This window comes from Ruegeria sp. CDSA241 (assembly GCF_059611265.1).
This window is the reverse complement of sequence record NZ_JBXWPF010000016.1, coordinates 85,312-106,868: the sequence shown is the minus strand read 5'-3', so window position 1 is coordinate 106,868 and position 21,557 is coordinate 85,312. Positions and strand designations below refer to the sequence as shown.

Below are 21,557 nucleotides of genomic sequence, written 5' to 3'. Positions count from 1 at the left end.
TTATGTGTTTCATTATGATTCGACGGTACCAACAAATCAGTGGGACATCAATAATCATAGGAAAGTTTTTTTCCTAAGAGGCAATGGGCGCGACCTGTGTTTTTCGCGCCCATTGCATGCATTCAAGGCTGGATCAATATCGCTCCAACTGTGCTTTCACCTTTTCTTCGTCACCGGTGTGGCGCGCCTTTTCCAGGTGCTCAGCTTCGCGGACGAATTGGATGCGATGCCAGCCAACCCAGAAGACGACACCAATGATGACCATTAGAACTTCGTAACCTTGGAAGGGATAGACCGGCCCGACTTCGGCCAGATCCACGGCCCAGTTTGTATAACCATTCGTAGACATATCTTACTCCCTCATTTCACTGCTACGCCACGGGCGGCCAGTTCTTCTTTATCGGCTTCGATAATGGCAGCTTTGGCGTCCTCATAGGCATGGTGTTCAGCGTAATCGAGACCCTGAAGTTCAACTTCTTCCGGGATGCGCAGTACGCCGGCAGCGGATTGCATTTTCGCCAGAGCCCAGCCTGGCAGGAACCCAAGGACAAAGAACATGATGACCGCACCCGTGATCTGACCGATCGGGTTGATGGTTGCATAACCTTCATATGGTGACGAAGGCACGCCCCACAGGACAAAGCCCGCGATGACCAGCCCGACGACACCTGCATAGCCATGCACGGCTACAGCACCAACGGCATCGTCCAGCTTGAACCGACGCTCTACCCAGTAGTGCAGATTATAGACGATCACGACGCCGATTGCGGCAATGATCATCGCTTGGATCGGGTGATACAAATCGTTTCCAGCAGACGCGGTGATGATACCGGCCAGACCGCCCGAGAAGGTCCAGAAGGCATCTCCCTTCGAGACGACATAGGCTGCCATCAACCCACCCGACAGCGACATCAGGAAGTTGAACGTAATCGCCGACAGCGTGGTCGGGGCCAGATAGATGTTGGTTGCAGTCCAGGTGGCGCCAACGATCTGACCGTCGATAACCTCGGGCGAGATTACCGGAACGTTACAGGCGGCATAGAAACCCCAGAACCCGGTATAGATCAGGAAAATTCCGATGGTCAGCAACCATGGATTATGCGGAGGAATATCCCGCGGCGTTCCATCCTTGGCAAACTTGCCAAGTCGTGGACCCAGTACCATGATCACACCAAGTGCGTAACCACCTGCGATTGCATGGATAACGCCTGACGCATAAGCATCGTGATACCCCAATATACGCACCATCCAGCCACCATAGTGCCAGCCCCAAGCAGCGTCGATGATCCACCAGACGGACCCGATCATGACTGCATGGACCCACAAAGCCGATGACCTGATCCGTTCGATCACTGAACCAGAAACGATCGAGGCGGCTGTCCACGAGAACAGAAGGAATGCGGCCCAGAAGACCCCTGTGATTCTGTCGTCCAAATTGGTTGCCATTGTGTTCGCCCACGGTAGATTTGCGGCACCTGCTTCGGTGTCGAGACCGCCCCAGAACGGAAAGTTCGGGAACGCCCAGTAGATCCACCATCCAAAGAAGAAGAACGTGACCGTCACCAGCGGGATAATCATGATGTTTTTCATCAATGTGTGCATATGGTTACGGGCCCGACTGGCACCGACTTCGTACATGCAAAAGCCCACATGGATGAGGAACATGAAGACGACCGTTACCCAGTAATAAAACTCGGTAAAGACCGTCGTAAGTGCATTTAGATTGCCATCCACTTCGTAGTCTCCCTGTTGTTGCAGCAGGAGGTCTTTCTGCGAAGCATTTCCTGCTGGGAATAATTGTATACTAAGGGGACAATCTCATTGGCGACCTGTCAATAGATATGTGGGGCAAACATCTTTAAGGTCTGTGCTTGATGTATGTCCCCACACGTCCAAAAACGCACTAAGCCACAGATAAAGAAAAGAAATATCAATATTCTCGAATGTTCTTAGGGTGCAAAAATTGCAGGCAAATATTCCCAACAGGAAAAAATTCTGCACACAAGTGTTGATTTTCAACCCAACATCGGCCTCAATATGGGCAACAAAAACGATCAACGGGAGAACCGAACCATGGCCATTCTTTGGAGAACGTCGGCCCTTGCGCAGCGCCACGCCCAGATCGGCGGCGAGCTTGAAGACTGGAACGGGATGGGGACTGCTTGGTTCTATGACCAAAGCCCTGAACGCGCCAAAGCTGACTACGAAGCAATTCGAACCAAAGCTGGTCTTATGGATGTTTCCGGCTTGAAAAAGGTTCACGTGGTTGGTGAGGATGCCGCCTATGTCATTGATCGTGTCACCACGCGGAACGTCGAAAAGATCATGCCGGGGCGGTCGACATATGCCTCGATCCTGAATGCCGAAGGCAAGTTTGTTGATGATTGCATCATCTATCGCCTGTCGGTCAACACGTGGCTGGTGGTGCATGGCACAGGCACCGGAATGGAGCAGCTGACATCCGTGGCGGCGGGTAAGAATTGTTCGGTCATCTTCGATGATGACATGCATGACATGTCGCTGCAGGGTCCGGTGGCTGTAGACTTCCTGGCTAAGCACATCCCCGGAATTCGCGATCTGGCCTATTTCGGCATCATGCAGACCAAGCTATATGGCTGCCCGGTGATGATTTCGCGGACCGGCTATACCGGCGAGCGCGGGTATGAGATCTTCTGTCAGGCCAAGCACGCCGTGCATTTGTGGGACAGCATTCTGGCTGATGGCAAGGATATGGGCATCGTCCCGGTCCAGTTCTCGACGCTCGACCTGTTGCGCACCGAAAGCTACCTGCTGTTTTACCCCGGCGACAATTCCGAAACCTATCCGTTCGATGGCGATACCTGCGGCGATACACTGTGGGAACTGGGCCTGGATTTCACTGTCTCACCTGGAAAAACCGGCTTTATCGGTGCCGAGAACCACTATGCATCGCAAGGCAAAGAGCGGTTTAAGATCTATGGCGTCAAACTGAACGGCACGACGCCGGCGGATGAAGGCGCGGATCTGCTGCAAAACGGCGAGAAAGTCGGCGTTGTCACCTTCGGCATGTATTCTGATATCAATGGTCACAATGTGGGTATCGCGCGGATGCCGGTCGCATGTGCATCACCCGGCACCAAGCTGACGGTGCGCAACGGCGATGGGACAGAAATAACGGCAACTGCGGAAGAGATGCCGTTCTACGATCAGGACAAATCGATCAGAACCGCAAAGGGCTGAGTTTCAGGGGGCGCGACGGACACACCGTGGCGCCCTTTTCCTATTGAGGGCACAATGTCAAAGTTCGAATTTCCCAAGTCAATCGCAAGCCGCCCGGTCTGGGGCGCGCTAGAGGTTCGCCAGGGCGAACATCATCTCATGATAGCCGAGGCCGAAGGGGCCGAAGCCATTCTCGACATCGCAACACCTGACCTGATGGCCAAAACCCATCTGATCTATATCCCGAAAGGCACCGATTTCGCGGAAAAGCTAAGGGCATTGAACCCTGTTCAGTTCTATGAAGGCCCGTCTTTCGAGGCGTCTCTGCCGCGCATTCGCAGGGTTCTGGAGGACGCGCATATGGGATTGCAGGTCTACCTGACCGGCACCGAAGGCATGATGGGGCAGGCCATGAATGAAGTGATGGCTGTGGGTCTGCCACACACGGCGATCCAGACCGAACATCGCGGATCGGTCGCCCGTCGGATGCAATGCGTGCATTGCAAAGGCATCACCGAAGACGTCGAGATTGACCCGTTTGTCTGTTCACATTGCGGCCTAAACCTGTTTGTGCGCGATCACTACTCCCGCCGTCTTGCCGCCTATCAGGGCGTCCGTATCGACGCCGAGGATCATGGTAATGTGCCCGAGTCGAAGGGGATTTACGAATGAGCGGTGCTGAGAAAATTCAGGTCAAGGTGACCGAGATCACTCCGCTGAACGAATTGGTGACGCGGTTCCGGTTCGAACGTATCGACGGCGCGCCATTACCAACCTTTTCGGGCGGGGCACATACTGTGGTCGAAATGCAGGATGGTGCCATTACACGGCTTAACCCCTATTCGTTGATGTCAGATCCGTTTGATCAGTCATCTTATACAATTTCAGTTCGACGCGATGATGAGGGCAGGGGGGGGTCGCTGTTCATGCACCGCCAGGTCAAGCTGGGCGACGAGATGACCATCAGCTATCCGGTCAACTTGTTTTCACTGGACTTGCGCGCCCGCAAGCATCTGTTTCTGGCCGGTGGCATCGGGATCACCCCGTTTCTGGCACAGATTAAACAGTTGGAATTGCTGCACGGGCATTGGGAGTTGCATTACGCGTGCCGAAACACTGCCTTGGCATCTTATGCTGAGCAACTGACAGACAGACATCCGAACGAAACCCATCTGTACTATGACGATCAGAGCCAGGCGATTGATCTGAAAAATCTACTCAGCGGGCAACCCCTGGGAACGCATGTGTATGTGTGTGGTCCAAAGGGCATGATCGACTGGGTCCGAAACACGGCTGCCGCCGAAGGCTGGCCCGAAGATTGCGTGCACTACGAAGAGTTCCTGGCGCCTCAGCCCGGCAAACCGTTCGAGGTGCGCTTGGCGGCATCGGATAAGGTCATTCATGTGGGTGAAAACGAAAGCCTGCTGGAGGCCATCGAACGTGAAGGCGTGGACGCACCATATCTGTGCCGCGGTGGGGCCTGCGGTCAGTGCGAAACCGTTGTGCTCGACCATGAAGGTAATTTCGTTCACCGCGATCACTGGCTGACCGGCGAAGAAAAGGCTGCGGGCAAGAAAATCATGCCCTGTGTATCGCGTTTCGAGGGCAAGTCCCTCGTGCTGGACCGTTGAGAGGAGGCCCAACATGACCATTCAATTCAACGAAGAATCCTTCCGCGACGACTATACGTTTCACAACTCGGACTGGGCGATCAAACGCTTTCCGTTTCCGTTTCACGAAGACAGCTATATGTATTCGGTCAACATGGAACAGCATCGCGGCGGGCCCAAAGGATCGGTCTACGAGATGCGGTTTGACGTCGACGAACACTATGTGTCCGAGATGAAAGACCGCGCCATGGTATTGGATCAGGACCCGCTGCGCTGCCAGTCACTGCCGCATATGACTTTGGCCGGTTGGGACTTGCTGGAGCTGATCATGGTCAGCAAATCCGAAGACTATCCCGATCTGTTCGAACTGCATCGCAATGGGAACCAGTGGCGCTGGGTCAACAAACCGATGGGCATTGATCACAGCTTTACCTTCATGGACGAAACCACGCTTCCGTACGGGCCGATGGAATACATCACCCGTCAGGCACAGGGTGATTTCGCCGTGCTGGATCAGCGTGACGAGATGCTGTGGATGGACGCGGGAATGGTGACGACCCAAGCGGATTGGAGCCTGGATTTTGACATCGGAATGAACTTTTTCGAATGGCACGCGCCGGTTCCCAAAGCCCATGAAATGGGCATTTTCCAACGCGCCCTGAAATTCCTGCTGAACATTCAACAGGGTGCCCCGGCACGGCGTCTGAATTGGACTATGACAGTGAATCCGCTGCTGGATACCAGCCCGGAAAACTATCACAAATGGGGTATCCAGAAGACGACGCTGACACCTGAAAACATAGCGCACAAACAGTATCTGCGGGTCGAGTTGCAAACCTTTTTCCGTCTACCGCGATCCAACGCCCTGGTATTCCCGATCCGCTGCTACCTGTGTAGTTTTCAGGACCTGATGACCGTTCCCAAATGGGGCCGTCGTCTGCATCGGGTCATCCGGGACCTGCCGGTCGAGCTGGCAACCTATAAAGGGTTCATCGATAACCGCCCCATGATGTTGGACTATCTCAGCCAGTTTGACGACGGGTTGCCCACGTCTCCGGGGATCTGGCCGGATTTGGAAACGGAACCACCTTTGTCTAAGTAAGCGAGACTTGCGAAATTTCTCAACTCATATGATTGATCCGGTCGAAGCGCCTTGGCTCATCTCGAGTGACGATTTTGCTTTGTATGACGTGCTTGCGCTGCTTCGCGCGTCATTTCAGTACATGGATGCCCGGATCGACCCTCCGTCTTCTATCCATAGTCTGAACGTGGAAGGAATGCAGGCGCATTGTCAGGGTGGCGGCGAAATCTGGGCCGTTGGGCGGCCACTTTTCGCGTGTATGTTTCTGACGCCCAAGCCCGACAGTTTGTACCTTGGAAAGCTTGCGGTGAAGGATGGATTGCGGGGTCAGGGTATCGGCCGCAGGCTAGTGCATCATGCTGCACGCCGTGCAGCAGAGCTTGGCTTACCTGCGCTGGAACTGGAAACACGCGTGGAACTTACCGAGAACCATCGCGTATTTTCGAGGCTGGGGTTCACGATCGTAAGCACGGGCAGTCGCGAAGGCTATGACAGACCCACAGATTTCTTATTGCGCAAACCGATCAGTTTGTCTGCGGATAGCTGATAACTGATATATACCGCGCCGGCAGACTGACAAGCCGTTCGGGCCCATGCGGAGCATCTGCATCAAAGAACAGGGTATCGCCGGGTTTTAGCGGGTAAATCTGGTCCCCGTGGCGGTAATCCACCTCACCGTCCAGCATGTAAATCGTTTCGATCCCGCCATGTTGGAAAGTTGGGAACACATCTGATTCAGCGGTCAGGGTAATCAGATACGGTTCTACGATCACGCCGGATCCGTTGGCACCAATATGTCCCAACAGGTTATACTGATGGTTCGCACGTGTTCCTTCACGCTCCAGTTCGACGCCTTCTCCTGCTTTTGTATGAACCGCCTCGCGGCGTTCTTCAAACTGTCGGAAAAAGCTTGTCAAAGGAACCGAAAGCGCATCCGCCAGCGATTGCAGAGTCGTCAATGACGGCGACGTATTTCCGTTTTCGATCTTGGACAGCATGCCAATCGACAGGCCGGTCAACTGGGCCAGCTCTGCGACCGTTATGTTCTGCTGTTTGCGAAAGGCACGAACCTCGCGGCCGATGGCAACTTCAAGAACTTTCTCTCTGTCACCCGAACGAACGGAATGTGGGTCCTGCGTCAGGTTTGCTGCCATTTCTTTGTCGCGTTTTTTCAATTTCATTCTTTCAACGTCTTGCTACACGTGTCCAAACCGGTTCTGCAAGCAGGCACGGCGCAATACCCAATTCAATTCGGATTACCATAGCATCAGTTTTTCCTGATAGTAATATAATCAAGCTGACAGAAAACAGAATAGAGATCGGATTCTCACTGTTTGACGGCTTTCACGGCTCTGACGCCGATGTCCTAAATCAAGGTTCGGTAGCTGTGGCAAGGATGCTTGGTGCACCGGAACGTCTTAGGTTTTGACCCTTTCATCGGGCACTTCCACAAGAGACCTCAACCAGCGACGCGGATTGACGCCGATCACCCTTAAGAACTCGCGGTTGAAGTTCGACTTGGTGTTAAACCCGCTGGCCAGCATCGCCTCGGTCACCGATTTTCCAGTCTTCATTACGGCGCAAGCGTGAGAAATCCGATGCCTATTGATGTAGCGAGACACATTCTCGCTTTTGCCTTTGTTGATTGCGCTTGAAAGCTGCTTTTCTGGAACCTGCAATTTTCGGGCCAACCGGGCCAGTGTGAGATCGGGATCGAGATATGGCTTATGTGTTTCCATATAGGCGTCGAGCTTTTCGACAATAGCGGTGTCACGGGTTTTATCTTGCTTGGAATACGCATCGCGCGTGTCAGAACCAATGCTCTGGCTTTCGATTGCATGCGATAGGCTGAGCGCCCCTAATATGAGCAATGTGATTGCGGAAAACAGGCTTGGCAGCCAGAGCAAGACCTCGGTGTCTCCTGATGCAAGGCGGACTGCAATGAATATGTCGCTGCCTGCTGAGGCGATCAAAGCGATGGCCAGAACACGCCAAACCCAAACAATCATGCGCCCGTTTTCTAAGCGGCTATGGGGCAAACAATCTTCGCCGCGCAAGAGCATAAACGCGATGGCGATACCGTATGCCGCAAAGAGAAAGGGGATCAACACGTCCAGCGCTTCGGGTTGGGTTGCCAGAAAACTTATCGCAAGGGCCGGACCTACCGCATGCAAATACAAGTCCTGTCTGCGCAGATAACCCACCGAGGCCTGACGAAAGGACAGCCACGCGGATGCGGCAATTACAGTCGCAAGAATGGGCTGAACGACCCTGAGACCCGTAAAGCCATAATATTGCACAAGCGCGATAACCGCACTTTGTGCTGCGCAGCATCCGATGAGGACCAAAAGCGTGGGATGGGTTTTGCGGGTCAGAAAGCGATGTAAAAGAAAGCCCGAAAGCAGCAGGGCAGTAATCATTGGGATTGGTAGAACTGGCATCAGGGGGGTCCGTTTTCGTCTGTCATAGGACCTAAATCCTGATCTGCGCGACCTTAAACCGGATTCAGGTCGTATGAAATCCCGACAGCGTCTGAATGTAGGCCGACACTAATGCCACCCTACAAAAAAGGCGCGCCATGAAACTTCCTCTTCTTACCCTCGTCATGACCCTTTCGGCGGGCACGGAAATTGCTGCACAAGATGTCGGCCTCGTCGAATTGACGATTGCCGCACCTCATCATGATCAGGACATGCAAATGGCTGTCATGTTCCCTGCGGCAGGTCAGCGCCAGACTATGTTTGCAGAAAATGCAGTGTTCTATGGAACAGCAGTAGTCGAAAACGCCAGGCCGGTGCCAGGGCAACATCCGGTTGTTCTTCTCTCACACGGATGGGGCGGCAATTATGCACGAATGGCGTGGCTTAGTGCGGGGTTGGTCTCGCAAGGTGCAATCGTAGTGGCAGTAAACCATCCAGGCAGCACGACCTTAGATTTGGATTTCGATACCGCATTTAATCATTGGACCCGCGCCCAGGACATGTCCACCGCGTTGGATCACGCGCTGCAAGACCCGGTTTTCGCCCCCCTCATCGACACTTCACGGATCTACGCCACGGGCTTCTCTTATGGTGGCTGGACAGCCCTTTCGCTTGCGGGCGTCCAGGGCAATCGTGACGGATTTTTCGATTATTGCGAGGCCGCAGGGGCAGGGTCACAATTTTGCGCAAAGCTGACGGCAGAGGGCGTCGATGTAACCGCAATCGATCAGGAAAAATATGAGGCATCTTACAAGGATCCACGGGTCAGTGCCGTCGCAGCCATTGATCCGGGACTAACTTGGGATCTTGCGCATAAGGATGTGCGGGACGTGACAGCCTCGCTTTTTCTGATTGGATTGGGTGACGGGGCCGACAGGCTGAATGCAACAGACACGAGCGCCCTGGGAAGCAATTTTGAGGCGCTGGTTCCTCAGGCCGCGGTGATGACGATCGCGCCCGCAACGCATTTCACCGCGCTTGGATTATGTAAGCCCGCCGGTGAAGCGATTTTGATCGAAGAGCAGGACGATCCTGTTTGCACTGATCCTGGGGGAACGGACCGCGCCCAAGTTCTTGACATGATAATTGACAGTTTGGCCGCTCACTTCGATCTGAATTAGTGTATTTCGGACACTTACATATCGGCATTGCATCCAATCGTGCGGGCCGACCATACCCCTCAGCGGTATACCAAAAATTCGTAGTTGGCTTGCCGCTACCTGCCACTGGCTTTCTTCGTGCCCCGGTGATGGGCGAGGTCGATGAGCCGTCTGAATGTTGGGCATTCCAAATGCGATGGCGCCGGGCAATCCGCCACATGTCGCAGGGTATCGCGCAGCGCCGTCAGCTCGCGGATTTGCCGATCCAGCGCATCCGCACGAATGTGAAACTCTTGCCGGGGGATATTCGGAGTTCCATCAAGGCCGAACATCCCCGAGATTTCCTCAAGTGAAAACCCCGCAGATTTGCCCATCGTGATCAGGGCTAGTTGCAATAAGACATCCGGCGTGAACTGCCGACGAAGCCCGTGCCGCGCAACAGACGAGATCAGGCCAAGCTCATCATAGTAACGCAGCGTTGAAGTTGGGGTGCCGGTCTTTTTCGACACCTCGCCTATATCCAAAAGTTTCATGCTTGACCTCAAGTCGACTTGAATTCGTAACGTCACCTTCTGTAGCGATTCCGACAAGAGGAAAATAGTGGTGCACATCAAATCAAATGCATTGAAGACAACGAGACCCGGCGCTTTGTTGTGTTTCTCCCTGTCCATGCTGCTGGCCTCATTGGGCACCAGCATTGCCAATATTGCCTTGCCTGCAATCGCCCAGGACCTGAAGGCGCCGGTACATCAAGTGCAATGGGTGGTGATCGCATATCTCGCGACACTGACGCTGTTCTCTGTGCTGGCTGGACGACTTGGGGACCGCTTTGGACGACAGCAGATGCTGATCTTCGGGCTTATACTTTTCGCGCTGGCCTCTGCGTTTTGCGGCTTGGCGCCCAACCTTAAGGTGTTGAGTGCCGCGCGGTCTCTTCAGGGAATTGGTGCTGCATTCCTCATGGTGCTGACCGTCGCACTCGTTCGCGATATTTTTGAAACAGAGCGTGTCGGGCAAGCCATGGGCCTGTTGGGCACGATGTCGGCGGTCGGAACCGCACTGGGACCTTCGTTGGGTGGGGTGCTGATTGGAAAACTCGGGTGGCAAGGAGTGTTCTTTGTCCTGGTGCCGATGAGCCTGACTACGGCCGTTTTGGCCGTTCGGCTTTTGCCCGCAAGTGTTGCCTCTGGGATAACACCTCTGGTCGGACTAACTGCACTGCGAAAGAGCGGCGCAATCCCCGGCCTTGCGGCAAATTTTCTGGTGGCAAATGTGATGTTGACCACTTTGCTGATAGGCCCCTTCTTTCTGGGGCAGTCTCTTGGGCTGAGCGCGGCGAAAGTGGGGCTTGTCATGTCGGTCGGACCAATCATATCGATCTTCCTCGGCGTCCCATCGGGTCGCCTTGTGGATGCATGGGGGGCGGCGCGTGTTCTGTCGCTTGGGCTCATTGCTCTGACCACCGGGACCTTTGCGCTTGCGGTCCTGCCAGTCGCATTCGGTGTCATTGGTTACATTGGCGCTATCAGCATCCTGACACCGGGATACCAGTTGTTTCAGGCCGCCAACAACACCATGATCATGGTGGGGGTTCGGGCAGATCAGCGGGGGACAGTTTCAGGGCTGCTTGGCTTGTCGCGCAATCTGGGCCTTATTTTCGGCGCCTCTGTCATGGGGACGGTCTTTTCCTTTGGGATCGGGGCCCGCACCGTCGAGGCAGCATCTGCTGAAGCGATTGCCAACGGGATGCAGCTCACCTTTGTAATCTGCGGGGTATTGGCCATCGTGGCGTATTGGCTTTCGCGTCGAACTTCGTTGAAGAGCATCACCAGTAAGACAGTCGCGAGATTATGATAAAGGAGGTCGCAGTCCTACCGATGAACACTTTTAAACCTGTCCCAATAGACGGCTTGAACGTACAGATTTGGGGGCATGGCGATACGCCCGCGCTCATTTTCCATGGGGGGCCAGGGTCGGGTCTCAACCCGCAGCACACAGCCTATTTCGACGCCGACCGCCATCGGGTGGTTCTTCTTGACCAACGCGGAACAGGGTTGTCGGGCAGAGCTGGTCGGGTCACTGCAAACACGACCCAGCACACCCTACGCGATGCCGAGGCTATCCGGATGGCCCTGGGATATGAAGATTGGATAGTGCTGGGTGGTTCATGGGGTGGCGCACTGGCATTGGCCTACGCATCCGCTCATCCTGATCGGGTACGCGCATTGATCGTGCGCAGCACGCATATCTGCCGCCCTTCAATGGACCAGTGGATGTTGCGCGATAGGGCAAAGCGTTTCGAAGCCGGGCAGCGTGCGCGCGGCCTGTTTCTCGATCCTCTCGATGAGACAGAACAGCTCCATCCTGCCATAGCATGGTTTGCCCGTATGGAAGACAATGACGCGCAAGCACGTGAGGCAGCCCGCCGTGTGATGGCGCTTGAAGATGCGTTTCATGGACCGCAACCCGGCACTGTGCGGCTTCCGGCAGCCGTCACCCAAAGCGACATAAATCGTACCCGCGTGTACCTTTGGTACTGGCTTAATAATTTCTTCCTACCTGCTACCGGCCCCGGAGATCCAAATAGAATCTCCGTACTCCCACATCGTTTGATCCATGGAGCGGATGACCTAATATGCCCGATTGAACCTGCCCGTGCCTTTGCCCAAGCTGGAAAGCTTCAATTTGAGGAGATTGAGAGACTGGGTCACAACGGTTTGGCGCCGCAGATGATCGCTGCTGTGCGCCAAGCCGTAGATGATTTGAGCGGTTGAGTATCGAGCAGAAGCGCGTTCTCAAATCGGACAATCGCGGCAATTCCGAGTGCGCGCAATTTGGGTTCAGGGCATCGTCATTTTTTTGGTTGCGTGAGTTGGCTGAAGCAAAGCGCGATGCCTGACCGCCTTCGATTCTGTATGCGAGAGACGGGGGACAATTCTGGCTGGTCATTTCGCTTCGCGCGTCGATGTTGCTCAACAGTTTATATCGTTTGCCCGGTAATCTTTTAGTCGATTTTTGTGCCAAGGCGACCCATCTCACCCGATTTAAAAAGATGTTTGTTCTTGCTCGGCATTCACGTTGGCTGTGGCACCTAACAGCCCAATGGCAGGAATAGTTAAGCTATCTATGAGGCGCATGTTTAGCCTCGCCCGGTGCCAGCTTCGTATGAGGCAGATGATTACAAATCGAAATATTTTTCGAAGCTATTTTTCTGCATATGTGCAATCGAAATAGAAAACTCCGACCACGGGCAATACTGCACCCTACCTTCGGGGCAGGATCACTTTAGTCAGCCACAACCTCAAAGGTGACAACGATGGCGGTGTTTTCGCTGCCTTTGGTGTATACGCGCCCCTGATACTGGCCGGGTTCTGCCAGATCATGAATGGTGAGGCTTACGGCAACGTCGACGGCCTGTCCCGGGGGAATACGGACTGCGGAAGGTTGGATGCTCATCTTGTCGGTTGGCAACACGTTGCCGTCGCGGCTGATCATGTCGCCCGGTTCGAACTGCAAGTCGACAACGTCTGCTCCGGCAGGTGCAGCAAAGGACAAGAGAATGGTTCCTGTCTCACCGGGCCTGCAGGGCTTGCGGCAGTGAAAGGGTCCGTCCAGCTGTTGTGTGGTGCTGTTTTCCGCATTCAGAATGCCCCGTGCGATCTGAGATATCGGAAGTGTATCCTGCTCCGGAACGGCCTTGGTGGCCGTGCGGAGAGCGCTGACAAATGGTTTTCGCTCGAAATAAGGCATAGCTCAATGTGCACAGCCTACAGCGTTTAGTAAATGACAAACTTGAAAGGAATGCGTATTGGATTCGGCGGTGGATTCACGGGATTTCGAAATTTAAGATATTGAATATCTACAAAAAAAAGGGCGAGTGTTAGACCTGACGCGCCACCAGATAATCCATGAACTGACCAAGAAACGCGCGCGGCGCCGCGTTGGTATTTGCAAATACAACATCGAATTCCCGACGGGCCGCCGCAAGCAGGTCATTTGCTGCGGCCTGAGCATATTCAATGCAAGAATAGTGGTTCATCCGCGCCAATACCCATTCGACCTCTTGCTCCGAACGGGCCGTTCTTGGCTTTTCTAGAAACTCTGACAGTCGGGACTGTTCCTGCCGATCCGCCTGCGCCCCAAGACGTCCCAGCATCAGCGTGCGTTTGCCTTCGTAGATATCCCCACCGATCTCTTTGCCGTATTTACCCTGGCTTCCCACAAGATTCAGAACGTCATCCTGGATCTGAAAGGCGGCCCCCAGAAAAAAGCCGAACGCGTTGAAGTCATCCAGATTCAGCGCCCCGGAGGCGACATCGTCCGGGCGCGCGATCAGGGCACCTATACGCATCGGGTGAATGAAGCTGTACCAGCAGGTTTTCTTCAGACACATGGTCAGATAGTCGGACGGGCTGAGGTCAAGGCGATTGTCTTTTATCCATCCCAATTCAAGGGCTTGGCCCTCGATCGACTCTTTCAGCAGGTGATCAAATTCGTCCACCACACGCGCGCCGGTCATCGGGCCCAGAGGGCCGAGGTTCCGGCGCAGCAGGCTTAGCGCCAGAGATTGCATGCCGTCGCCGATATTGATCGCCAAGGGCACACCAAGACGTTTGTGCATACATTCCCGACCCCGTCGGAAATCGCTGAGGTCTTCGATATCGTCATGAACCAGAAATGCATTGTGCAGCAATTCGATGACCGCAGCAGCAATTTCGGCATCCTCGGCTTTTCCGCCGAATGCTTCACACGTGGCCAAAAGAAGGGCAGGTCTAAGCCCTTTGCCCGAGGTTTCGATATAGTCCCGCATAGGCCCATAGAGATAGGCTTGCGGCTCACCCGCTGGCATTTTGTCCAACAGTACCTTGCGCGCCTGATCGCCATAACGCGTCAGCTGCTCAAGGAAACCTTGCGTGGCCGCGGATGCCGGCTGCGCCTTGGGAACAGTCACCTGTCAGCCCTTCTGTGTGATGATGACTTTGCGACCGGACATGTCGGTTGGCGGTGTGGTCGCCTCGACAATGCCGATCGCCAGATCTTCAGCAAAGTCCGCGCCGGGGATCGGTGTGTCCCGGCCCGGTAGATGCGCGGCCATCAGATTATAAAGCTCTGGAGGTGCCGCGACCATGCGCAACGCGTCCGAGATCGCAGGGTCTTCGACAATTCCGCCGGGCTTGGAGTATTCGGCCGTCAGCGGACCAATCGCGGCCAGCGGTCCTTGCCCACCACGTTTGGTGCCGGTGGCGTCTTGTCCCATGCGCAAAGCGGCCTCGACAGCTATGGCAAAGCGTTCATCCCAGGGCTCACCCGCCTGATATCGGGCATAGTCATAGGCCCGCAGGGGTTGCAGGATGTCGGGCTCATGCAGATCCCAGATTTCACAGGGCTGCGCCTCAGAACCACTGCGCCGCAGGATGGCATTGACGGCTCTTCGGGCAGCCTCATTTGCGCCTTCCATGGTGGCCAGGTCGGTGTTGGTCCGGACGTAGTCGGACGCAAGCATAAAGTTCGGAATCAGCGTCGCCGCTTCGGGCCGCAGCCGCCAGCTGTTAATGCGGTTTACCAACAGCGGTTCGACATTGCTTTCTCGGGCAGGATGATCGGGGTCCTCAACGATGTCGGGATCCAGGAACCAATAGTGCAGTTCTTCATCCCTGAGGACGATGTTGCCATCAACGTTCAGGCTGCGTTTGAGCTGTTCCCAGACCTCTTTGGCGATTTCTTCACGAGAGCTGTCGCGCGCGGTTTTTCCGTTTGTGCCCGGCTTGTCCCATTCGGAAATATCGACCGAGAGCAATCCCTTGGTCTTACCGTCGGCCCAGTTTTCAAAATCTATCTGGGACCAGAATTGTTTTTGCGAAACAGCCGTCAGCGCCCAAGGGCTGTCGATAAAGATCACATGGCCATGGGCCAGTTCAACATCCTTGGTCAGGTAAAACTGGATGCCATTCATCCACTGCACGTCTTCGGCAAGCAATGGCAGCTTGGCCAGACCCGGATCTACCTTTGTCATGGCCGGCGTCACCAAAGGTGCAATGCGTTCAATGGGCAGGGCGCTGATGAACCAGTCGCCGGTGACCTGCTTTTGCGTGCCGTCCTGTTCAACGGTGGCGCTGGCAATTCGGCCGTTTCGGCATTCAATCCCGGTGACCTTGGAATCGAAATGGTACACCACACCCCGGCTTTTCAGATATTCCAACCAAGGCTGAATCCAGACCAAGTTGGTCGGCCCGTTCAGCAGCCTGTTGCTGGTCGCCTCGGGTGTTGCGATCCCAAGCTGCAGTTGAATGGCGACATCGCCGACGGTCTTGGTGCTTGCGGTTGTCGCTTTGGCCGCCACCAGTGACCGGGTCAGGCCGATTGCCAGAAACTTCTGATAGGCTTCGGACCGCTCCGCGGCGCCGATGAATTCCCACCAGCCGATACGTTCATACTCATCGAACCGGCGCTCTTTGCACGAGGTCGCAATGCGCCACATGCAACCAATGAAATGTTCGATATCCTCAAAGTCGATTTCGTTGCGCGGCGAGATTGTATAGGCAAAGGTCTTGAGCGCATTGGCGACCTCTTTTAGCGATTGTGGAAACCGCTCGGGTACGATGATACCGGGGTGGTCGAACTGGCTGACCAATACCTGGGTTGTCGGAACCAGATTGTCGTAGCAGGTGCCCTTGTCATAATAGGGCGTGCGCGACATCGTATTGGTGATGTGCCGGTAGAAGTTAGGGAAGAACCGGAACCCATGTTCACCGGGCAACCAGGGGCGTTTGACACCGGGTGGCAGGTCATAGCCGTGCATCCCGATCCAGTCTTTCAGCGCTCTGATATGTTCCTCTTTCGAACCGTGATCGTCTTCGCCTTCAAGCACCGGAATGCTGCGGGCCTTGCCGCCGGCGATAAGCTGGCGCTCGTAGACTTCGACTTCGAAACCCCGTTCGATCAGCTCATGCGCGGCGCTCATCCCGCCGACGCCCCCGCCTAATATGACCACCTTTTCAGCCATCGGATGTTCCTTTCGCGGAATAGACGTCAAACCGCAGGGTGATGTCGGACAGGCTGGCCTCTCCGATTCCGAAACCCTGCAGACGGTTGATCCACGTATAACGCGGATTCGAGGTCAGATACCGGGGTGCCAGCCGAACCGGCGCGCTGGGTGGCAGCTTGCCCTTGGCAAGAGCGGCATAGCCATCCTCACCGAAATCGCAGATCCCGGTATCGTCGAACATGACCGGGGCACCGCCGGTTGTCGGGTTGATCAGCGCCTTGGCATGCAGAATACCCACGCCATCAGGGCGCACGCGCATCCAGTCTCCGCCCACCGGCTCGATCGTTCCGTTCAGGTTCGGGCCGGTCACGGTGCCGCCTTCTTTGATCGCAAAATGCAGCCATATGCCATCGGGAGTTTCACCCGATGGGTTGAAGTTGCCCGAAAACGGCACCTCAAAATGGGCGATATGATCCAGCACCGGGCTGGATGTCTCGTGTTTTGGCGCGCGATCTTCTGGTTTCGGCGCGACCGCGTTTCCGGGGTCATAATCGCGCCCGCCCGAGGTCAGAACCGGCCGCCAGGTCATCTGTTTTCCCACAGCGGGAACCGGAAGGGCCGCTGCAAATTGTTGCAACCCCGTTTGTGGATCCTGACCCAGTGGCCACCCACGGACAGCCCGTTCAGGTCCGCCCCCTTCGCGATAGAACAGGCGCAGCGTGTCATGCGGAGATATCGCAGGCCCGGCCTCAACCAGAACCCGCTGTACCCCGGTGGCTGCCTGAAAGGCGGCCTCGGACCAGCGCAGGGTGACCCCGCCGTCGCTGAATTCCCGCATACCCATCGCGCCGGTCAGCACGTGATGGTCGAGATAGCCTGAGCTTCTTTGATCCTGAGGCGGAATTTCTGCTGAACGCGGAAGATATGATCGCCATCTGCCGAGGTCTGCAGATATTTGACAGCAATGTCAGAAGGCACAACAATCTCAACCGGTGCGCCCTGCAAAGACACCAGCACGGCCTTGTTCACCGGAAATGCGCCAGACCGCAGCAGCGGCCCGTCCAGAAATGGCAGAATGCTGTCGCGGGGCAAGACCATTGAGTTTTCCATCGGTGTCGTGACCGCCTGGAACAGGCCGTTACCCATCACACAGGCATAGGGTCCAAGATGACCCAGGGATTCCAGTTGACTGATACCCGCAACCACGGCCTCGAAAACCTCGGGGCCGGTAGGCTTTTTCTTGGAACCGCCGGAAATGGGTTGTGCCCCCCCCGCTTCCAGCAGGCCTTCGTATTTTCCACCACCGCTTACGGTATAAACCGGGGGCAGCGTGACGGGTGCGCCGGGCGTGGGTTGGGGGCCTTCACCGGTGCCGGCCTGACCGTTAAAAATGATCTCATCCTCGACCCGTGCGACAATGGCAGCCGCCCGGCGGAACATGATCAGCGCGGCGGCCAGTTCGGGATCTGCAAGCTGTGCGCCTTTGACATGGACGTTCACGGACACTGTCGACAGCCGCGTCGTATCAAAATCATTCACGCCAAAGCGCATCTTTGGGCCGGTCGCTTCGGGAACCAGTTCAAGCTTGTTCAGAGGAACCGATTGGGTATCAGCCGGTAGCGGGCCGTAGAGCGGCAGAAAACTGGCAGCAATACGCGCGCGCAACGCTTCATCGTGGACGGCCTTGTTCACAGCGTCCCACTGCTGCTGGTCCAATTCAAGTGCTTCGGTCATCGTCTCCCCCTTCTGGATGGCACTGCGCGGTTAAATCTGGCAGCTATCTAATTTCATAACGTTTTAGCAAATTTGTTCAGGCAATCCAGAGCGCGTTTCTCTTGAACAACTGCCCCGATGTCATGTGCAAGCTGCAGGGCTTGATTTGCCTCAGTGACAGCTTGGTCAAGGTCGCCACGGGCGGCCAATGCTTTGGCGCGCACACGGTGATATTCCGGCTTGTTCAGCATCTCTCCACGCTCCCACCCGGGCGTGCAAACATGTTCAAGCCGGTTCAGGGCATCCTCGATATGACCCTGATCGATCAACAGCTCCGACAGGACAATCTGGTTTTGCGGGAAGGTAAAGTTGCCGCCAGCCTGGGACACAAGGTCCATATAGGTCCCGACACGAGCAGCCCCCCCGATCACGTCACCTTTGCCCGCCTGAGCCAGACCCAGATAGATATCCTGCATTGCGTGAAGATACAGGAACCCTTCTTCGTCCGCGATCCGACGCGCTTCGTTCATCGTATCGTCCAGCAAGTCCCATTCGCCCGCATACGGAAGGAACATCGACGACGCGCCCATAATGTAAACAAGGTTGGGGGCGTGTTCGAACGGCTTGCTGATTTCGATCGACTTCAAGCGGGCCTCTTCGGCCTCGTCGAATTTGCCAAGCTGCCACAGAAGACAGCCCTGAATGGCAAAGAACGACGCGCTGGTCGAGGACTGGGTCATCGGCATCATGGCCATGTCAAGCTCGGGCGTGATCAGGGCAAGGCCCCGTTCAAGCTGTCTTTCGCAATCGGCAAACTCGCCGCGGAAATAATGAGTATAGCTGAGCGCCCGAGCAGCAAGGACGTTTGTAACCGGATCCGGTGCAAGGCTGGCCATGCCGTCAAGGGCCTGCGCCATCTCAAGTGCGCGGTTCATCTGGCCCGACACAAAGAAATGCGTCCATCGGCAGAAGGTCGCGGCAAACAGGGTTTCGCCCGCACCCAGCGCCTGTGCAAGATGCATCGCACGGGCTGCGGTCTGCCCAACCTGTGTGGATGACCAACCGTGTATCGCCATGAACGCAGGCAACACATTCATCTGGACGCCAAGCTCTACTCCATCTCGTTCGGGACCGCCGGGCATCGTTTCGATATTGCGCAATGCGGCCTGAAAAGCGGCAATCGCCGGTAGGTTCGCAAGGCGGCTGAGGGCCTGTTCACCCGCCAGAACCCAGTGGGTAACAGCCTCGCCCTTAAGACCGCCTAGATCGCAGTGATGCGCCACGGTATCCGGTGTCGGGTTACCAAAAGCCTTGTGACCGGCCAGCAATTCTTTGGCGATTTTCAGGTGAATCTGTTCCCTGTCTTCAAGTAAAAGCGACTGGTACGCTGTGTCCTGCACCAGCGCATGGTGGAACGTGTAAGTCGGCGCCCCGGCTTCGCTGGTGATGGATACCAGACCTGCACCGATCAGTTGGATCAATGCCGATTCCACATCCGTTTCCTTGGGCGCTACCGCATGGATCATCGCCGACGTGAAGCTGCGGCCAATCACGGATCCCAACTGCGCTACAGGTCGCGCATTTTCCATCCGGTCCAGCCGCGACATCAGCGAGTCATGAAGAGTTGCGGGGATACTGAGGGTTCCCATTACCCCGGCGTCGATGGGCACGTCCTGCGGCAGTTGATCCAGAACCGCCTTGGTCATTTCCTCGATATAAAGCGGTACACCATCGGCTTTTTCGACAATCTGTCTGACCAAAGTGACCGGCAGGCTGCGCGGTACGGCAACACGGCGCACCAGTTCAGACGCTTCGAGAACCGAAAGAGGTGTCAATTCGACGATTGACGCGCGGCCTTCAAAATGTTCCGGAGGCTCGTATTCAGGGCGGTGCGTCAGAACCACAAGGATGGGCAACTGATCCAAGGCGTCGATCAGCGCGTCCAAGGCATCCAGCGTGGTTGCGTCCGCCCAGTGCACATCTTCGAATACCAACAGCAATGACCCGCGTTCATCGCAGATGCTCCCGGCACAGCGGATCAGCAAATCCAAAGATTTGCGGGCTTTCTTGATCGGATCGGGTTCGACCGGAGCGTCAGTTTCAAACCCGGCCAAATCCAATAGCAGCGCAGCATCTTCTTCGGTCAAACGAGAGGCGTTTTTCGCGTATTCCCTGATCGACTCGGTTACCTTGTCGGTATCAGTCTCATCCCCTGCAAACCGCCGAAGCTCGGCACGCAGCGGGTGCAGGGGCAAACTGGCAAGATGCGGGACACATTGCAGGGTCATAGGCCTTTGTCCCAGCGTTTTGCTGAGGGAATTGATCAGCCGCGATTTCCCGATACCGGCCGGGCCACCAACCAGCGCAACCTGACCCGATCCGCGCAGCACATGATCCCAAAGCCCTGTCAGGCCGGTCAGGTCGTCTTCGCGGGCAACCAATTTGACCGTCGACTTGCCGGTGCGTGCGTCGAACCGGCTGGCGGCGATCTTTTCGTCAATAACGCGGAAGACCGAGCGCTCACCATCAAATCCCTTCAATTCGTGATTGCCGCGCGGTTCAAAGTTAAAGGCCCCTTTTGTCAGGCGCCATGTCTCGGACGAGACGACAACTTCACCGGGATTGGCCAATCCCTGAAGGCGTGAGGCAAGGTTGGCCGTTTCGCCAACAATGAAATCCTGTGTTCCCAGGCTGGCAGAGGAAACAACCCCGACAACGACAACTCCGGTTGCGATTCCCGCGCGCAGGTCCAGGTTTTCACCGAACTTGTTTTCCAGATTCTGAACCGCTTCGATGGTTTCCAAAACTGCACGCACCGCGCGCTCGGTATCATCTTCAGTGGCTTTCGGATATCCGAAATACATCATGATGCCATCGCCCTGCTTATAAGCCAGGTGGCATCCGTGTTGTTTCATCGTGCCGATGGCGGTGTCCAGATACAGATTCATGATCTGCATCAGCTCTTCCGGATCATGCCGCTGTGCTAATTGCGTGGACCCGACCAGATCGCAGAATACAAGCGTCAGCTGTCGCCGTTCGGCAACGCGGGACATTGCGGGTCTGTCGGACGCTTCCTGAAGCTTCAGTTGTGCCTGTGTTTGCCGAAAACGTTTCCTTTGACCGACAGTCAAACCCAGATCTCGAAGTTCCGGGTCTGTCAATTCGTCCAATATTACGTCGTCTATCCCTTCTTCGAGAAACCGCGCGCTGAAGTCATGTAGATCGGCGTTTTGCAGAATAGTTGAAAGGCGTGTGGATTTCCCGATGACAGTCGTCATTGATCAGCGCTTGCCCCCTGGTACTTCTTCGGCACATCGTTGCATGCCTCTTTCGCGTCAATATCGCGCCGAATCCAAAAGATTGACGTGGTATCAGACCAATTTGGTAACA

At 55.6% G+C, this 21,557-nt stretch carries 19 protein-coding genes; 8 read left to right on the top strand and 11 right to left on the bottom strand.

Annotation, left to right across the window (positions count from 1 at the left end; genetic code table 11):
• Positions 1 to 133: 133 nt before the first annotated feature.
• Together AC2FJV_RS15120 and AC2FJV_RS15115 are read right to left on the bottom strand one after the other, a co-directional pair.
• Positions 134 to 349 carry a hypothetical protein gene (locus AC2FJV_RS15120; protein WP_142638480.1) on the bottom strand — a complete coding sequence of 72 codons (216 nt, stop codon included), beginning with the start codon at positions 347 to 349 and terminating at the stop codon, positions 134 to 136.
• Between the two features lie 11 nt (positions 350 to 360).
• Entirely contained in the window at positions 361 to 1,734 is a 1,374-nt protein-coding gene (locus AC2FJV_RS15115; RefSeq protein ID WP_142638482.1) for an ammonium transporter, read from the bottom strand.
• A gap of 339 nt (positions 1,735 to 2,073) precedes the next feature.
• Here AC2FJV_RS15115 and AC2FJV_RS15110 point away from each other — a divergent pair, with 339 nt between their 5' ends.
• Genes AC2FJV_RS15110 through AC2FJV_RS15090 form a run of 5 tightly spaced genes read left to right on the top strand, consistent with a single transcriptional unit; the run spans position 2,074 to position 6,436 of the window.
• Positions 2,074 to 3,219, top strand: coding sequence for an aminomethyl transferase family protein (locus tag AC2FJV_RS15110; RefSeq protein WP_142638484.1), 1,146 nt, complete (start codon positions 2,074 to 2,076; stop codon positions 3,217 to 3,219).
• 54 nt (positions 3,220 to 3,273) lie between these two features.
• Positions 3,274 to 3,870: a dimethylamine monooxygenase subunit DmmA family protein gene (locus AC2FJV_RS15105; protein ID WP_281973363.1), complete on the top strand. Its 597-nt coding sequence runs from the start codon at positions 3,274 to 3,276 to the stop codon at positions 3,868 to 3,870.
• A complete protein-coding gene (locus AC2FJV_RS15100) occupies positions 3,867 to 4,829 on the top strand; it encodes a PDR/VanB family oxidoreductase (RefSeq protein WP_281973362.1) in 963 nt (320 codons plus the stop codon). Before AC2FJV_RS15105 ends, AC2FJV_RS15100 begins: the two co-directional genes overlap by 4 nt.
• Positions 4,830 to 4,842: 13 nt before the next feature.
• Positions 4,843 to 5,910 carry a heme-dependent oxidative N-demethylase family protein gene (locus AC2FJV_RS15095; RefSeq protein ID WP_281973361.1) on the top strand — a complete coding sequence of 356 codons (1,068 nt, stop codon included), beginning with the start codon at positions 4,843 to 4,845 and terminating at the stop codon, positions 5,908 to 5,910.
• 28 nt (positions 5,911 to 5,938) lie between these two features.
• The gene (locus AC2FJV_RS15090) at positions 5,939 to 6,436 is read left to right on the top strand and encodes a GNAT family N-acetyltransferase (protein ID WP_496714021.1); all 498 of its coding nucleotides are present in this window, start codon (positions 5,939 to 5,941) and stop codon (positions 6,434 to 6,436) included.
• Here AC2FJV_RS15090 and AC2FJV_RS15085 read toward each other — a convergent pair.
• Positions 6,414 to 7,070, bottom strand: a complete 657-nt coding sequence (locus tag AC2FJV_RS15085) for a helix-turn-helix domain-containing protein (RefSeq protein WP_185956716.1) — start codon at positions 7,068 to 7,070, stop codon at positions 6,414 to 6,416. The two genes, AC2FJV_RS15090 and AC2FJV_RS15085, sit on opposite strands and share 23 nt — an antisense overlap.
• Before the next feature lie 237 nt (positions 7,071 to 7,307).
• A complete protein-coding gene (locus AC2FJV_RS15080; protein WP_496694284.1) occupies positions 7,308 to 8,330 on the bottom strand; it encodes a helix-turn-helix domain-containing protein in 1,023 nt (340 codons plus the stop codon).
• A 137-nt stretch (positions 8,331 to 8,467) separates the two neighbouring features.
• Between AC2FJV_RS15080 and AC2FJV_RS15075 the strand changes: the two genes are divergently transcribed.
• The gene (locus tag AC2FJV_RS15075; RefSeq protein ID WP_496694285.1) at positions 8,468 to 9,490 is read left to right on the top strand and encodes an alpha/beta hydrolase family protein; all 1,023 of its coding nucleotides are present in this window, start codon (positions 8,468 to 8,470) and stop codon (positions 9,488 to 9,490) included.
• Between the two features lie 95 nt (positions 9,491 to 9,585).
• On the opposite strand, the gene AC2FJV_RS15070 is transcribed toward AC2FJV_RS15075, so the two are convergent.
• Positions 9,586 to 10,002, bottom strand: coding sequence for a helix-turn-helix domain-containing protein (locus AC2FJV_RS15070; RefSeq protein WP_142638500.1), 417 nt, complete (start codon positions 10,000 to 10,002; stop codon positions 9,586 to 9,588).
• A gap of 70 nt (positions 10,003 to 10,072) precedes the next feature.
• On the opposite strand from AC2FJV_RS15070, the gene AC2FJV_RS15065 reads away from it, so the two are divergent.
• Positions 10,073 to 11,323, top strand: coding sequence for an MFS transporter (locus tag AC2FJV_RS15065; protein ID WP_496714020.1), 1,251 nt, complete (start codon positions 10,073 to 10,075; stop codon positions 11,321 to 11,323).
• Positions 11,324 to 11,346: 23 nt separating this feature from the next.
• The gene (locus tag AC2FJV_RS15060) at positions 11,347 to 12,243 is read left to right on the top strand and encodes an alpha/beta fold hydrolase (protein ID WP_496694287.1); all 897 of its coding nucleotides are present in this window, start codon (positions 11,347 to 11,349) and stop codon (positions 12,241 to 12,243) included.
• Positions 12,244 to 12,754: 511 nt separating this feature from the next.
• On the opposite strand, the gene AC2FJV_RS15055 is transcribed toward AC2FJV_RS15060, so the two are convergent.
• From AC2FJV_RS15055 to AC2FJV_RS15030, 6 genes are all read right to left on the bottom strand, one after another.
• Entirely contained in the window at positions 12,755 to 13,219 is a 465-nt protein-coding gene (locus AC2FJV_RS15055) for a hypothetical protein (protein WP_142638504.1), read from the bottom strand.
• Between the two features lie 130 nt (positions 13,220 to 13,349).
• Entirely contained in the window at positions 13,350 to 14,420 is a 1,071-nt protein-coding gene (locus AC2FJV_RS15050) for a polyprenyl synthetase family protein (RefSeq protein WP_496714019.1), read from the bottom strand.
• 3 nt (positions 14,421 to 14,423) lie between these two features.
• Entirely contained in the window at positions 14,424 to 16,472 is a 2,049-nt protein-coding gene (locus AC2FJV_RS15045; RefSeq protein WP_496694288.1) for a hydroxysqualene dehydroxylase, read from the bottom strand.
• Complete coding sequence (locus tag AC2FJV_RS15040; protein WP_496694289.1) at positions 16,465 to 17,292, bottom strand: DUF3237 domain-containing protein; 828 nt, start codon at positions 17,290 to 17,292, stop codon at positions 16,465 to 16,467. The genes AC2FJV_RS15045 and AC2FJV_RS15040 overlap by 8 nt, the downstream gene beginning before the upstream one ends.
• A gap of 14 nt (positions 17,293 to 17,306) precedes the next feature.
• Positions 17,307 to 18,188: an encapsulin gene (locus AC2FJV_RS15035; protein WP_496714018.1), complete on the bottom strand. Its 882-nt coding sequence runs from the start codon at positions 18,186 to 18,188 to the stop codon at positions 17,307 to 17,309.
• Positions 18,189 to 18,241: 53 nt separating this feature from the next.
• Positions 18,242 to 21,445, bottom strand: coding sequence for an adenylate/guanylate cyclase domain-containing protein (locus AC2FJV_RS15030; RefSeq protein ID WP_496714017.1), 3,204 nt, complete (start codon positions 21,443 to 21,445; stop codon positions 18,242 to 18,244).
• Between the last annotated feature and the right edge of the window lie 112 nt (positions 21,446 to 21,557).